This window comes from Dysgonomonas sp. HGC4, from assembly GCF_001261715.1.
GTDB lineage: Bacteria > Bacteroidota > Bacteroidia > Bacteroidales > Dysgonomonadaceae > Dysgonomonas_A.
In genome coordinates this window covers 61,501-75,295 of the sequence record NZ_CVRU01000083.1, presented here as the reverse complement: position 1 = coordinate 75,295, position 13,795 = coordinate 61,501, and the positions used below count along the sequence as shown (strand labels likewise).

General features: G+C 33.5%; 16 protein-coding genes. 8 read left to right on the top strand and 8 right to left on the bottom strand.

The annotated features are described in order from the left end of the window. Positions 1 to 55: 55 nt before the first annotated feature. The 8 genes from purB (at position 56) to HGC4_RS08540 (ending at position 9,230) form a co-directional block, all read left to right on the top strand. A complete protein-coding gene (purB, locus tag HGC4_RS08575; RefSeq protein WP_050709717.1) occupies positions 56 to 1,399 on the top strand; it encodes an adenylosuccinate lyase in 1,344 nt (447 codons plus the stop codon). Positions 1,400 to 1,460: 61 nt separating this feature from the next. Then, a complete protein-coding gene (locus tag HGC4_RS08570) occupies positions 1,461 to 2,699 on the top strand; it encodes a pseudouridine synthase (protein ID WP_050709716.1) in 1,239 nt (412 codons plus the stop codon). A gap of 133 nt (positions 2,700 to 2,832) precedes the next feature. Then, on the top strand, positions 2,833 to 4,236 hold the full coding sequence (gene asnS, locus HGC4_RS08565; RefSeq protein WP_050709715.1) for an asparagine--tRNA ligase: 1,404 nt from the start codon (positions 2,833 to 2,835) through the stop codon (positions 4,234 to 4,236). 63 nt (positions 4,237 to 4,299) lie between these two features. Beyond that, complete coding sequence (locus HGC4_RS08560) at positions 4,300 to 5,574, top strand: DUF6080 domain-containing protein (protein ID WP_157258198.1); 1,275 nt, start codon at positions 4,300 to 4,302, stop codon at positions 5,572 to 5,574. A gap of 17 nt (positions 5,575 to 5,591) precedes the next feature. Further along, a complete protein-coding gene (locus HGC4_RS08555; protein WP_050709713.1) occupies positions 5,592 to 6,905 on the top strand; it encodes a DUF6080 domain-containing protein in 1,314 nt (437 codons plus the stop codon). A 95-nt stretch (positions 6,906 to 7,000) separates the two neighbouring features. Further along, positions 7,001 to 7,891, top strand: coding sequence for a decaprenyl-phosphate phosphoribosyltransferase (locus HGC4_RS08550; protein ID WP_082204122.1), 891 nt, complete (start codon positions 7,001 to 7,003; stop codon positions 7,889 to 7,891). Between the two features lie 2 nt (positions 7,892 to 7,893). Then, positions 7,894 to 8,490, top strand: coding sequence for an HAD family hydrolase (locus HGC4_RS08545; protein WP_050709742.1), 597 nt, complete (start codon positions 7,894 to 7,896; stop codon positions 8,488 to 8,490). Positions 8,491 to 8,510: 20 nt separating this feature from the next. Next, complete coding sequence (locus tag HGC4_RS08540) at positions 8,511 to 9,230, top strand: DUF3667 domain-containing protein (RefSeq protein ID WP_082204121.1); 720 nt, start codon at positions 8,511 to 8,513, stop codon at positions 9,228 to 9,230. Positions 9,231 to 9,561: 331 nt separating this feature from the next. Here HGC4_RS08540 and rplQ read toward each other — a convergent pair whose 3' ends face one another. From rplQ to map, 8 genes are all read right to left on the bottom strand, one after another. Further along, positions 9,562 to 10,092 (bottom strand): 50S ribosomal protein L17, encoded by a 531-nt coding sequence (rplQ, locus tag HGC4_RS08535; protein ID WP_050709711.1) that lies wholly within the window; start codon positions 10,090 to 10,092, stop codon positions 9,562 to 9,564. 6 nt (positions 10,093 to 10,098) lie between these two features. After that, positions 10,099 to 11,091 (bottom strand): DNA-directed RNA polymerase subunit alpha, encoded by a 993-nt coding sequence (locus tag HGC4_RS08530; protein ID WP_050709710.1) that lies wholly within the window; start codon positions 11,089 to 11,091, stop codon positions 10,099 to 10,101. 4 nt (positions 11,092 to 11,095) lie between these two features. Further along, positions 11,096 to 11,704, bottom strand: a complete 609-nt coding sequence (rpsD, locus tag HGC4_RS08525; protein WP_050709709.1) for a 30S ribosomal protein S4 — start codon at positions 11,702 to 11,704, stop codon at positions 11,096 to 11,098. Positions 11,705 to 11,811: 107 nt separating this feature from the next. After that, positions 11,812 to 12,201, bottom strand: coding sequence for a 30S ribosomal protein S11 (rpsK, locus tag HGC4_RS08520; RefSeq protein WP_050709708.1), 390 nt, complete (start codon positions 12,199 to 12,201; stop codon positions 11,812 to 11,814). A gap of 9 nt (positions 12,202 to 12,210) precedes the next feature. Continuing rightward, positions 12,211 to 12,591 carry a 30S ribosomal protein S13 gene (rpsM, locus tag HGC4_RS08515; protein WP_050709707.1) on the bottom strand — a complete coding sequence of 127 codons (381 nt, stop codon included), beginning with the start codon at positions 12,589 to 12,591 and terminating at the stop codon, positions 12,211 to 12,213. A 30-nt stretch (positions 12,592 to 12,621) separates the two neighbouring features. Beyond that, entirely contained in the window at positions 12,622 to 12,738 is a 117-nt protein-coding gene (gene ykgO / locus HGC4_RS18420; RefSeq protein WP_006800238.1) for a type B 50S ribosomal protein L36, read from the bottom strand. Positions 12,739 to 12,749: 11 nt separating this feature from the next. Beyond that, positions 12,750 to 12,968, bottom strand: a complete 219-nt coding sequence (gene infA, locus HGC4_RS08510; RefSeq protein ID WP_050709706.1) for a translation initiation factor IF-1 — start codon at positions 12,966 to 12,968, stop codon at positions 12,750 to 12,752. A 10-nt stretch (positions 12,969 to 12,978) separates the two neighbouring features. Beyond that, positions 12,979 to 13,779, bottom strand: a complete 801-nt coding sequence (map, locus tag HGC4_RS08505; RefSeq protein ID WP_050709705.1) for a type I methionyl aminopeptidase — start codon at positions 13,777 to 13,779, stop codon at positions 12,979 to 12,981. Positions 13,780 to 13,795 lie beyond the last annotated feature (16 nt).

Below are 13,795 nucleotides of genomic sequence, written 5' to 3'. Positions count from 1 at the left end.
CACTTAGGAGCATCAAAAAGGATGATATCTTACTATTAAACTCAAAATAACCATCATGAAATTAGATACCCTAACAGCCATTAGTCCGATTGATGGTCGTTATCGTAACAAAACCGAAGAATTAGCAAACTACTTCTCGGAATATGCATTGATCAAATACCGTGTATTAGTTGAAGTTGAGTACTTCATAGCTTTATGCGAACTTCCATTACCACAATTGAAGAATATCAATCATACAATTTTTCCCGAATTAAGGAAAATAGTTACAAATTTCACAAAAGAGGATGCTACTCACATCAAAGAAATTGAGAGCATAACTAATCATGATGTAAAAGCTGTCGAATATTTCATCAAAGAAAAATTTGATGTTCTACACTTAGAGCAATACAAAGAATTCATCCATTTTGGATTGACTTCACAGGATATAAATAATACATCAATCCCTCTTTCTTTGAAAGAAGCATTAGAAAATGTGTATTATCCGCTTTTAGAGGGACTTATAAACCTACTTCAAAGCAGAGCAGAAGAGTGGGAAGAAGTATCTATGTTAGCAAAGACTCATGGACAGCCAGCATCCCCTACCCGCTTAGGTAAAGAGATAATGGTTTTTGTGAGTCGACTTAAGAATCAGGTTGATTTAGTAAAATCAGTTCCATTTTCAGCTAAATTCGGAGGAGCAACTGGTAATTATAATGCTCATACTGTTGCTTATCCTCAATACAAATGGAAAGACTTTGGCTCGAAATTTGTATCTGATAAATTAGGATTAGTAAGAGAAGAATATACAACACAGATCTCTAATTATGATAATATGGCAGCAATCTTTGACGGATTGAAGCGTATAAATACGATCATGATTGACTTGAATCGCGACTTCTGGCAGTATATTTCGATGGAATACTTTAAGCAAAAAATAAAAGCAGGAGAAATAGGCTCATCAGCCATGCCTCATAAAGTAAATCCTATTGATTTCGAAAACGCAGAAGGTAATCTGGGCATAGCTAATGCTATATTAGAACACTTATCAGCAAAATTGCCAATATCTCGTCTACAAAGAGACTTAACCGATTCGACAGTACTAAGAAATGTGGGTGTTCCTGTGGGACACATTATTATCTCATTGCAAAGTACACTTAAAGGATTAGGAAAGTTACTCTTAAATAAAGATGCTTTAGATAACGATCTAGAGAAAAATTGGGCAGTGGTAGCTGAAGGAATACAAACTATATTGCGTCGTGAAGGGTATCCAAAACCATACGAAGCTCTTAAAGAATTGACTCGTACCAATGAGGCTATTACAATGACTTCTATCTCTAATTTCATTAATGGACTATCTGTTTGTGACGAAATAAAAGAAGAATTAAGGAAAATAACGCCTCATACATATACTGGAGTATAACTCAAATAGCCGCGAGGCTATTATAATTAATTGATTGATTAAAATTTAAATCTTATTACAGATGATTACAGACAGAGATAATGAAAGCCGAGATGGTTACTCATCATCAAATAAACCGTCTCTTAACAAGAATAATCAGAGTGAAGCGAAGAAAAAACGTCCTCGTGTAGGCGATACTCGCCCTGTGATTAACCGGGATAATAATAACTCTGACGACAGACGCAGCAACTATAATGCGGATGATAGACGTAGTGATTACAACTCTGGAGAAAGAAGAAGTAATTACAATTCCGATGACAGACGTAGCAACTACAATTCTGGCGGAGACAGAGGTGGCAACTACAATTCAGGAGAAAGAAGAAGTAATTACAACTCTGATGACAGACGCAGTAATTACAATGCGGGCGGAGACAGGGGTGGTAATTATAACTCGGGAGACCGTAGAAACAGTTCTTATCAGTCAAGAGACAATAATCGCAGACCTTATGACAGAGATCAAAGATCTGGCGATTCTCAAAACAGATCTAAGGGACCTAAACAGTTATTTAAACCTGTTAAATACAAAGAAAATTTAGATCCAGAAACACCAATCCGTTTAAATAAATACTTAGCTAATGCAGGTGTATGTTCTCGTCGCGAAGCCGACTCGTTCATTACAGCCGGTGTAGTAAGAGTTAACGGAGAACTTGTATCAGAATTAGGAGCTAAAGTAAAAAGAGGTGACACTGTTACTTTCCAAGACAAACCAGTTCGTCTAGAAAGTAAAGTTTATGTACTTCTAAACAAACCTAAAAACACGGTGACAACTTCTGACGATCCACAAAACAGAAAAACTGTTATGGATTTAGTAAAAGGAGCATGTCCTGAACGTATTTATCCAGTAGGTCGTCTTGACAGAAACACTACCGGAGTATTACTACTTACTAATGATGGAGATTTAGCTTCTAAGCTAATGCATCCAAAATATGTAAAGAAAAAGATTTATCAAGTAAGATTAGACCGCGAAGTGGCCATAGAAGATATGCAAGCTATTGCTGACGGTATTATGCTTGATGATGGAGAAATTCATGCAGATTCGATCGCGTACGTTGGAGAAGATGTACTTGATGAAGTAGGAATCGAAATTCACTCAGGAAGAAATCGTATAGTACGTCGTATATTCGAAAAATTAGGATATCAGGTGCTAAAATTAGATCGTGTATATTTTGCTGGACTTACCAAGAAAAATGTAACACGTGGTCGATGGAGATATTTAACTGAATCGGAAGTAAACATGCTCCGCATGGGTGCATTCGAATAAACAATAGTATAAGGTAACAAACCTTGTTGCTGCTTTTGCATGTATAATGACAGAGATGGCTATACATGCAAAACGCAGCAATACATATTTTAGAGAACTTATAACCCTAGTTTAGGACAAACTTAAATTAAAAATGGAAACAATTCGTAGAACTAAAATTTCAGACTTGCTCCGCAGAGATGATTTTGGAGCAACCGTAAGTGCCAAAGGATGGGTACGTACCCGAAGAGGCAACAAATTTGTAAGCTTTATACATTTAAATGATGGTTCTACAATCAATAATATACAAGTAGTTGCAGATAATGAGCTATTTAATGAGGATATACTAAAAAAGATAACTACCGGAGCATGTATCCATGTAGTTGGAACCTTAGTAGCATCACAAGGACAAGGACAAAATTGCGAAATACAAGCTAAAGAAATAGAGATCTATGGTATTGCCGATCCTGAAGAATATCCATTACAAAAACAAAAGAATGGTCCGTCTTTAGAATATCTTCGTGAAATTGCACACTTGCGCCCAAGAACAAATACTTTTGGAGCAATCCTTCGTATGCGTCACCACATGTCATTTGCTATCCATAAATATTTTAATGATCATGGATTTTATTACCTGCATACGCCTATTATTACAGCGTCTGATGCTGAAGGTGCGGGTTCAATGTTTCAAGCAACCACATTAGATTTCAATAATACACCTCGTACCGAAACTGGTGCAGTAGACTACAGTCAGGATTTCTTCGGACGTCAGACTAATCTTACAGTTTCAGGACAATTAGAAGGTGAACTAGGAGCTATGGCATTAGGTGCTATATACACCTTTGGCCCTACATTCCGTGCAGAGAACTCTAATACTCCTCGACATCTTGCCGAATTCTGGATGATAGAGCCGGAAGTAGCATTCTATGATATCAATGATAACATGGATTTAGCTGAAGACTTCTTACAATATCTAATCAAATATGCTCTCGAAAATTGTAAAGATGATATTGCTTTCTTAGCTGATAAATATGACAAAGAATTAATTGATAGATTAAACTTCGTTACCAATAATAAATTTATTCGCTTGACATACACCGAAGGAGTTAAGATCTTAGAGGAAAGTAAGCATAAATTCGAATTTCCTGTCTATTGGGGTGCCGACCTTCAATCAGAACACGAACGTTATTTGGTAGAACAACACTTCAAATGTCCCGTAATTTTGACTGATTATCCAAAAGAGATCAAGTCATTCTACATGAAACAAAATGAAGATGGCAAAACTGTTCGTGGAATGGATGTTTTATTCCCAAAAATTGGAGAAATAATTGGCGGATCTGAACGTGAAGCGGATTACGACAAACTAATGAATCGTATCAAAGAAACAGAAATGAATGCAGATCCGATATGGTGGTATTTAGAAACCCGTAAATTTGGAACAGCTCCTCATGCCGGATTCGGGCTTGGATTTGAACGTCTCATGCTATTCGTTACTGGTATGGCTAACATTAGAGATGTAATACCGTTCCCTCGAACGCCACACAACGCTGAATTTTAAAGAAACAAATATTTTGCAGCAGAATCAATTATATTCTGCTGCACTATTTTTACACACCACAATATGCTATCACTTTTAAAGGGTTGGAATTATAAAGAAGACTTAACTCAACTAAAGAAAATGTTCAGATTATTTTTCCCAAGAGGTAAATCTGAAGTTACTCTTTTTATTGTTTTCTTTTTAATTTATGGAGCATTAGCCACATTCATGGCTTTAGCTACAAATATAACAGACCAACCAACAGTAAAAACCGATGCATATTTTTCTTTTGATAATGCTCTAATATCTCATCATGGATTTCAAAATTTAGAGGGTCATCCTCTAATGGCATTATTTACGTTTCCAGTTATTTATGTTGGGATTATATTTAATTTAACATTCGCAACAGTTAAAGCGAAGGCTCTTTTTCTTGTATTAGTTTGCACATATTTAGTTAGCTCATCCATTATCTATATATATCGTTATCTAAAAGAGATTATAAACTTAAATGGCTATATTACATATCTTCTGATCTCTTTTTATGCAACTACATCCACATTTATAATCTTATCATTTACATTCGAATCGTACACATATTCATTATTCCTTCTCACATTTAGCTTATATTACTATTCGTATAGAATTAAAAATCAATTAGCAACTCCTTTCTCTATAAATATTATACTTGCAATATCATTAGGAGGAATAACAATTACTAATTTTGTAAAAGGCTTAATTCCTATTTTATTTATTCCTAATGATCTAAAGTTAATCATAAAAAGAGTTTCGATAATCAGTGCCATATTCATATCTATACTTATTGTCCTAGAAATCAAAGAGAATATTTTCTCGAATATTCAGAACCGACTCGATCTTTTTATTATTGATTCAACTCTTGTTTATAAGTACATTATTGATTTCTTTTGGGGCGCAGCTATCCTCTTTCCTGAAATTATAAAATCAGGTTATTATGGAGGACCTATTGAAGTTATTTCTACAGATTTTTACACGGGGTGGTGGCAATACCTAATAGTATCATTAATATTTATATTTATGATTGGAGGGAGTATCTTAAACTATAAAAACAAATTAATATACATCCCTATATTATTTTTTATGGTAGATATATTTATACATGTTATCATGAAATATGGAATTAATGAAGGAATAATATATGGCGGACATTGGATCTTTATTATTCCCGTATTAATTGGATGGCTATACAAATCTTTGAAGACTGCTCAACAAAAAGCTTTAGAAATCCTATTATCCTTACTATTCATTGCTCTTTGTGTCAATAATATTACTCAAATGAATACTTTCATTAAGCTTGCACAAGAACTCTTCCCTGCAAGTTGAAGGACAAATTAATTAATATGTCAGCACTATTAGAAAAATGGAACTGGACAGCAAATTTTGAACAAATAAAGAACATTCTAAATTTATTGCTTCCTAAAGATAAAAAAGAAATAATACTCTTCATATTTCTCTTTTCTTTCTATGGATTCTTTGGATTTATGATTGCTCATGGAACATCAATACAAGATTATTCTTTAAAACAATGTGATCTTTATTTTAGCTTTGATGCCGGTTTTATATTCCATCAGGGAAAAAGCTATCAGAACAGTATTCATCCTCTTCTTAAGTTATTTTGTGTCCCGATTATATACATTCTCGACAATATCACGGTTTTAGTCGGAAATTACAAAATCAAAACATACATACTAACGATGTTATGTAATTTTCTCATATCTATGTCTATTATATATGTATATAGATATCTCAAAGAGATTGTTAGCTTAAAAGGCTATATTGTATATCTACTGATTGTATTTTATAGTATCTTTTTCACAAATTTGATTTTAAGCTTTACAACTGAGACATATACTATATCTATATTTCTATTGAGTTTTATGGTTTATTATTATTCACATTGCATTGTCACAAATAAGCAAGTTAGACTTCTACCCAACTTAATTTTTACAATTATTTTAGGTGGAATAACCATAACAAACTCAATAAAAGGCATAATTCCAATCTTATTTACTAAAGATAAATTACATTTCATTTTTAGAAAGATAGGAATTATAGCAGCTATCCTACTTATTGCAGCCATCCTATATCTCTTTATCAATAATATTAATTTATTAAATGAAGTAGATACCAGATTAAAATATGTGTCTACAGAGCAAAATAACACACCCTACTTAGAGTATATTGCATCTTTTATTGGTACACCTATTATATTCTCTGAGCTCTATGCTAGAACTGTTCAATTAGAATGGATAAGCTATCCTTTACAGCTTATAGAGGTCAAATTTCTTAATCAAGTATGGCAATATATATTCATATCTGTATTGGTACTACTACTATTAATCTCTATTATTAGAAATAGGCATAATAAGACAGTTCTTTTAATAGCCTCTCTATTTTCCGTAGACATACTTATACATATTATCCTAAAATATGGAGCGTCTGAGCCTTATATCTATGGAGGACATTGGATATATGTTATTCCACTACTACTTGGTTGGCTATACTCCTCATTAGGGAATAAGTGGTCTAAAGCTTATCTTATTCTATTAACTATGATGTGTATCGTTCTATTAATAAATAACACTCAATCCTTACTCGAATTTATAAATTTAGCGAAAAGTCACTATCCTGTTGATCTAAGAAATATATCCTAGTAATTATATTAGTATCTGAATAATAGTCTCAATTGATCAATTAGATGTATTTTAGCATTTTAAATTATGTCTCTAACCAATAATATAAATAGAAAATGATTCAATCTCTTTATACATATCTTAAGCTACTTCGTGCTCATCAATGGATTAAGAACTTCTTCATATTTGCTCCAATCTTCTTTTCTTTTAATTTTTATAATATAGAAGCGATAGTAAACGCATTTTACGCGTTCATTGGTTTCTCTCTGATTGCTAGTTCAATATATATAATTAATGACTGGAAAGACATTCATCTTGATCAACAGCACCCTACAAAAAAGAATCGTCCACTTGCTGCAGGAACAATTAGTATAAGGAATGCCTTTATCACATGTCTACTTCTTGTAATTTCAGGATTCTCAATTTATTTATTTGTTTTAGAAGATTATACTGCATCGTCACTATTGGCTTTCTATTTCTTATTAAACATCTGTTATTGCTTCAAATTAAAACAAATCGCTATAATTGATGTTACAATTGTTGCCATAGGATTTGTTATCAGACTCTTTATTGGAAGCATTGTTACTTCAATTATATTATCGCATTGGCTCATTATTTTAACCTTCCTTTTGGCTCTATTGTTAGTATTAGGAAAAAGACGCAATGACGTTTTAATATACAGCGAGACTGGACAAGAATTACGCAAAAGTATATCAGGCTACAACCTTGAATTTCTAAATACAATGATTATTACAATTGTAACTATTATTATATTTAGTTATATTATGTATACTATATCACCTGAAATCGTTGTTCGAAATGGTGAATACATGTATATTACATCACTATTTGTAATACTTGGACTATTCAGATATCTTCAAGCTATTTTTGTAGAAAAGAAAGGAGATAGCCCCACTAAACTAGTCCTCAAGGATCGTTTCTTGCAAATAGATATTCTATGCTGGATAATATCTTTCATTACAATATCAATATTAAAGCCTCTTTAATAATGTCATTACAGAATAAAACAATAGCAGCCTTTGATTTTGATGGAACAATAACCACTAAAGATACATTGTTCGATTTCATTAGATTCTATATAGGAAAACACAACTTACTTAAAGGGTTGATTATATTATCTCCAATACTCATATCATACAAATTAGGCTTTACAAGAAACGATATAGCAAAACAAAAGCTCTTTTCTTATTTTTTCAAAGACAAGAGTATTCAGGAGTTCAATAAAGTTAGCATAGACTATGCTAAACGAATAAAAGAGATTGTCAGACCTGAGATCTTAGAAAAGATTAAATGGCACCAAGCTCAGAATCATATTGTTATTATTATAAGTGCCTCCATCGTAAATTGGATAAAACCTTGGGCTTCAGAAATGAATATTAAAACTGTTCTTGGCACTGAAATTGAAGTCAAAAACAACATAATTGAAGGAGTGTTCAGCTCTAAGAACTGCTATGGACAAGAGAAAGTAAATCGTCTAATAGCCCAATATCCAAACCGAGATGAGTATGTTCTATATGGTTACGGAGATAGTCGTGGAGATAAAGAATTGTTAGCTTTCTCAGACCATCCAACTCTAATAAAGTAAACTTAGCGCCAATAATAACAATGAATATAGTGAATTGTAAAAATTGCAATAACCAATCAGATAGCAAATATTGCCCTTCTTGTGGGCAATTAATGAATACTCATCGCATCAACTTACAATACCTAGTTCATGAAATTCAACATAGCATATTTCATGTTGACAAAGGTATATTATATACAATAAAAGAATTGGCTCTAAGACCAGGAAAGACATTAACTGAATATCTTTCGGGGAAGAGAGCTAGTCATTTCAAACCATTTGCCTTTGTAACTATTCTAGCAACTATATATGGTTTGCTAAGCCATTATTTACGTATTTATCCTGAGATTCAAATTTTAAATGACACATCTCAATCACAGAAAATAACTGACATAGCCTTTGATTGGTTATATAAACATTATGCATTAACGACATATTTACTTATTCCATTTTACGCATTATTGTCATACTTATTATTTAAAAGCAAGTATAACTATTTTGAACATCTAGTTATTAATGCTTATCTAATTGGATTCCAAATCATACTATTAATAATATCTCTTCCTTTCAATTATATATCAACATCCCTTTACTTTTTTCTCCCAACTATTGTATCTTTCTTATATTTTGCATGGGCATTCCATCAAACATTTAATAATCATTTCTTTATTAGTATTTTTAAAACAATATTAATCACGATATTTAGCAGTGTTTTAGGCTTAATATTAGGTCTTCTTGGAGGATTATTATTCGCTATATAACAGCATATCCCAATAAGGTAGGAGATTTTTGTAAATATTCTTAATTAAATTTTAGAATATCTATTGAGACTAGTCGTGAATACTCAAGATTCACACACAATAGAGCCCCTATGTCTATTATCTCACAAAATTCGCATCCCTTAGAGTTAAGTGATTATAATCGCTTAAAGCAAATCTATTCTAGTATATAATTATTATCTCAACTTCTCCCCTTAATGCTGTCAGCAAAACCTCTTATCACAGTTTTGTTTTTGTTTAGAAAAGAATAATTTAAACAAAAAAAGCACTCTCATAAATGAGAGTGCTTTTATAAAAGAGTAATATCTTATTATTATTCTTCAGTCTTTTTGTCTTCACCTTCCACTTTAGCTTTAGCTGCTTTTGGCGCTTTAGCTTTAGGTTCTTTCACTTCAGAAGCTACTTCTGTACCTTCATCAGCTTTCTTTTTAGAACGACGTGTCTTAGGTTTAGCTGCAGCTTTAGTAGTTTCTTTCAACATATTGTCGTTATAATCTACTAATTCAATAAAACACATTGAAGCATTGTCACCCAAACGATTTCCAGTTTTGATAATACGAGTATATCCACCTGGACGATCTGCTATCTTTACAGATACATTTTGGAACAATTCTGTTACAGCTGTCTTACTTTGAAGATCTTGGAATACTAAACGTCTTGAGTGAGTAGTATCTTCCTTTGATTTAGTAATTATAGGCTCAATAACTTTTCTTAAAGCTTTAGCCTTTGCCACAGTTGTAAAAATACGCTTATGCATAATTAAAGAAGCACACATGTTAGATAACATGGCATTTCTATGCGTATTAGTACGACCTAAGTGATTAAATTTTTTATTATGTCTCATCGCTTATTAATCTTTATCTAATTTATATTTGGAAATATCCATGCCAAAAGAAAGGTTCAGACTATCTAGTAATTCATCTAACTCGGTAAGAGATTTCTTACCAAAGTTACGGAATTTAAGAAGGTCATTCTTATTGAACTGAACAAGCTCTCCTAAAGTTTCTACTTCTGCCGATTTCAAACAGTTTAGAGCACGAACCGAAAGGTTCATATCTACTAACTTGCTCTTCAACAATTGGCGCATGTGAAGTATTTCTTCATCAAATTCCTCATTACCATCAGTTTCAGTTTGTTCCAACAAGATTTTCTCGTCAGAGAACAACATGAAGTGGTGAATAAGGATTTTTGCAGCTTCTTTCAGTGCATCTTTTGGATGTATAGATCCATCAGTCGATATTTCTATCACTAATTTTTCGTAATCCGTTTTTTGCTCTACACGATAGTTCTCGATAGAGTATTTTACATTACGGATCGGAGTATAGATAGAGTCAATTGCGATTACATTAACATCATCGGAAAGACTACGATTCTCGTCTGCGGGAACGTATCCACGACCTTTGTTAATGGTCAACTCAATTTGAAGATTCGCACTTGGATCTAAGTGGCAAACCACCAGTTCGGGATTTAAAACTTCAAATCCAGATAAATGCTTACCTATATCTCCAGCTTTGAACACTTCCGAACCCGAAATAGTAATGCTTACTTTCTCATTCTCTATTTCTTCGACTATTTGTTTAAATCGAACTTTTTTCAGATTCAGGATTATATTTGTTACATCCTCTATAACTCCTGGTACTGTAGCAAATTCATGCTCAACACCATCAATTTTAATAGAGGTAATAGCAAAACCTTCAAGTGAAGAAAGGAGAATACGGCGAAGAGCATTACCTACAGTAATACCGTAGCCAGGTTCCAACGGACGAAATTCGAACTTACCGAAGAAGTTGTCCGCTTCTAACATCAATACTTTATCGGGTTTTTGAAATGCTAATATCGCCATGAAATTAATCTTTAGAATACAATTCTACTATCAACTGTTCTTTTATGTTCTCTGGAATATCTGCTCTTTCAGGTAAATGTAAATATTTTCCTGATTTAGTAGAGTTATCCCACTCTATCCATGGATATTTACTATGATTAAATCCTGATAAAGCATTATCAATAACCTCTAAAGATTTTGATTTCTCACGAACAGCTATTATTTGCCCTGGTTTTACAGAGTATGATGGAATATTTACAATTTTTCCATCAACTAAGATATGACGGTGTGAAACCAACTGACGAGCAGCAGCTCTTGTAGGAGCTATACCCAAGCGGAATACAACATTGTCAAGTCTTGATTCTAGGAATTGTAATAGAACCTCACCTGTTATACCACGTGCACTTGCAGCTTTTTCAAATAAGTTACGGAATTGTTTTTCCAATACTCCGTAAGTATATTTAGCTTTTTGTTTTTCACGCAACTGAATACCATATTCAGAAGTCTTTTTCTTTCTACCATTACCATGTTGTCCCGGAGGATAATTCTTTCTAGAAAGAACTTTATCCGGTCCGAAGATAGGCTCACCGAATTTACGGGCTATTCTTGATTTTGGTCCTGTATATCTTGCCATTTTTTTTAAATTAAAACATTAAAAAGAAGCGAGAATTGTGCAGCCGCGATTACAGAGAGGGTTACTTGCAATCAATCACAACTCATGTTTCTACTTAGAAATTGGGATTAAACTCTTCTGTGTTTTGGAGGACGACAACCATTGTGAGGAAGTGGAGTAACGTCAACTATTTCTGACACCTCTATACCTGCACCATGTATTGTACGGATTGCAGACTCACGTCCGTTACCAGGACCTTTTACAAACACTTTAACTTTTCTCAAGCCTAAGTCATATGCTACTTTAGCACAATCTGACGCTGCCATCTGAGCTGCATAAGGGGTATTTTTCTTAGAACTTCTAAAACCCATTTTACCTGCCGACGACCAGCTGATCACTTGACCTTCGCTGTTTGTAATCGAAATAATAATATTGTTAAATGAAGAATGCACATGAACTTGTCCGTTTGCATCAACCTTAACGTTTCTCTTCTTAGCTGCGACTGTTTTTTTTGCCATATCAAACTATTATTTTGTAGCCTTTTTCTTGTTTGCAACAGTTTTCTTTTTGCCCTTGCGTGTACGAGCATTGTTTTTAGTACCTTGTCCTCTAAGAGGCAAACCAATACGATGACGGATACCACGGTAGCAACCGATATCCATTAGGCGCTTGATGTTCAATTGAACTTCTGATCTCAAATCTCCTTCAACCTTAAATTGGCTTGAAATTAATTCACGGATTGTACCAGCTTGTTCGTCTGTCCAATCTTTCACTTTAAGATCTCTATCAACACCTGCTTGTTCTAAAATTTTATTAGAACTACTACGTCCGATACCATATATATATGTCAAGGCAATTTCGCCTCTCTTATTTTGCGGTAAATCGACACCAACTATTCTTATAGCCATATACTAGATTATTTTTGCAAAATTAGTAAATTATCCCTGACGTTGTTTATACTTAGGGTTTTTTTTGTTTATTACATATAAGCGACCTTTTCTTCTGACGATCTTACAGTCAGCAGTACGCTTTTTTAATGATGCTCTTACTTTCATATTTTGTTTTTTTATTTGTATCTGAAAGAGATTCGACCTTTAGTCAAATCATATGGAGACATTTCAACTCTTACTTTATCGCCGGGTAATATTTTAATATAGTGCATTCGCATTTTCCCCGAAATATGAGCAGTAATCTCATGTCCATTTTCTAACTCTACACGAAACATTGCGTTAGACAATGCCTCTATAATTACGCCATCTTGTTCTATTGATGCTTGTTTAGCCATAAAAATTAATTTAGATTCCGTTATTTCCTAGTACAGCCTCAATAAATTCGAACGTCGATAAGATATCTGCTTTACCCTCACGAATCGAAACTGTATGCTCGAAATGTGCTGATAATTTTCTATCCTTTGTTCTTACTGTCCAGCCATCACTTTCAAAGACAACATTCTTGCTTCCTTGGTTAATCATTGGCTCAATAGCTATACACATACCCTTCTTTAACAAAGGACCAGTACCTCTTCTTCCATAATTTGGAACTTCAGGTGCTTCATGCATTTTGCGTCCAATACCATGACCAACTAATTCACGCACTACCGAATATCGTAGTTTTTCGCAATAAGTCTGAATGGCTTCACCAACATCTCCGACACGATTACCTTCGATGGCTTTTTCTATACCTTTATATAGAGATTCTTTTGTGGTTCTTAACAAAGCCTTAGCTTCTTCCGAGACCTCCCCTACAGCAAAAGTATAGGCTGAATCTCCACAAAAACCATTCTTCTCAGTTCCGCAATCAACAGATATTATATCTCCGTCTTGAAGAACATAACCTCCAGGTATACCATGAACTACAACATCATTAACCGAAGCACATATACTTCCTGTAAAATCAAATGTACCTGGTGCACCTTTATAGCCTTTAAAAGATGGAATTGCTCCATGACTTCTGATAAATTCTTCAGCTATTTTATCCAAATGCAAAGTAGTAACCCCTGGTTTGATATGTTTGGCAAGTTCGCCTAGAGTCATACCAACCAAGCGGTTACTCTCACGCATTAATTCTATTTCTTCTTCTGTTTTTAGGAAAATCATTGATCTATACTAAACT

Coding starts and splice junctions, on each gene's coding strand:
- rpsD (WP_050709709.1), bottom strand. CDS start 11,704: ATGGCAAGATATACAGGACCAAAATCAAGAATAGCCCGTAAATTCGGT.
- ykgO (WP_006800238.1), bottom strand. CDS start 12,738: ATGAAAGTAAGAGCATCATTAAAAAAGCGTACTGCTGACTGTAAGATC.
- HGC4_RS08530 (WP_050709710.1), bottom strand. CDS start 11,091: ATGGCGATATTAGCATTTCAAAAACCCGATAAAGTATTGATGTTAGAA.
- map (WP_050709705.1), bottom strand. CDS start 13,779: ATGATTTTCCTAAAAACAGAAGAAGAAATAGAATTAATGCGTGAGAGT.
- rpsK (WP_050709708.1), bottom strand. CDS start 12,201: ATGGCAAAAAAAACAGTCGCAGCTAAGAAGAGAAACGTTAAGGTTGAT.
- HGC4_RS08570 (WP_050709716.1), top strand. CDS start 1,461: ATGATTACAGACAGAGATAATGAAAGCCGAGATGGTTACTCATCATCA.
- infA (WP_050709706.1), bottom strand. CDS start 12,968: ATGGCTAAACAAGCATCAATAGAACAAGATGGCGTAATTATAGAGGCA.
- purB (WP_050709717.1), top strand. CDS start 56: ATGAAATTAGATACCCTAACAGCCATTAGTCCGATTGATGGTCGTTAT.
- rplQ (WP_050709711.1), bottom strand. CDS start 10,092: ATGAGACATAATAAAAAATTTAATCACTTAGGTCGTACTAATACGCAT.
- rpsM (WP_050709707.1), bottom strand. CDS start 12,591: ATGGCTATAAGAATAGTTGGTGTCGATTTACCGCAAAATAAGAGAGGC.
- HGC4_RS08540 (WP_082204121.1), top strand. CDS start 8,511: ATGAATATAGTGAATTGTAAAAATTGCAATAACCAATCAGATAGCAAA.
- HGC4_RS08550 (WP_082204122.1), top strand. CDS start 7,001: ATGATTCAATCTCTTTATACATATCTTAAGCTACTTCGTGCTCATCAA.
- HGC4_RS08555 (WP_050709713.1), top strand. CDS start 5,592: ATGTCAGCACTATTAGAAAAATGGAACTGGACAGCAAATTTTGAACAA.
- asnS (WP_050709715.1), top strand. CDS start 2,833: ATGGAAACAATTCGTAGAACTAAAATTTCAGACTTGCTCCGCAGAGAT.
- HGC4_RS08560 (WP_157258198.1), top strand. CDS start 4,300: ATGCTATCACTTTTAAAGGGTTGGAATTATAAAGAAGACTTAACTCAA.
- HGC4_RS08545 (WP_050709742.1), top strand. CDS start 7,894: ATGTCATTACAGAATAAAACAATAGCAGCCTTTGATTTTGATGGAACA.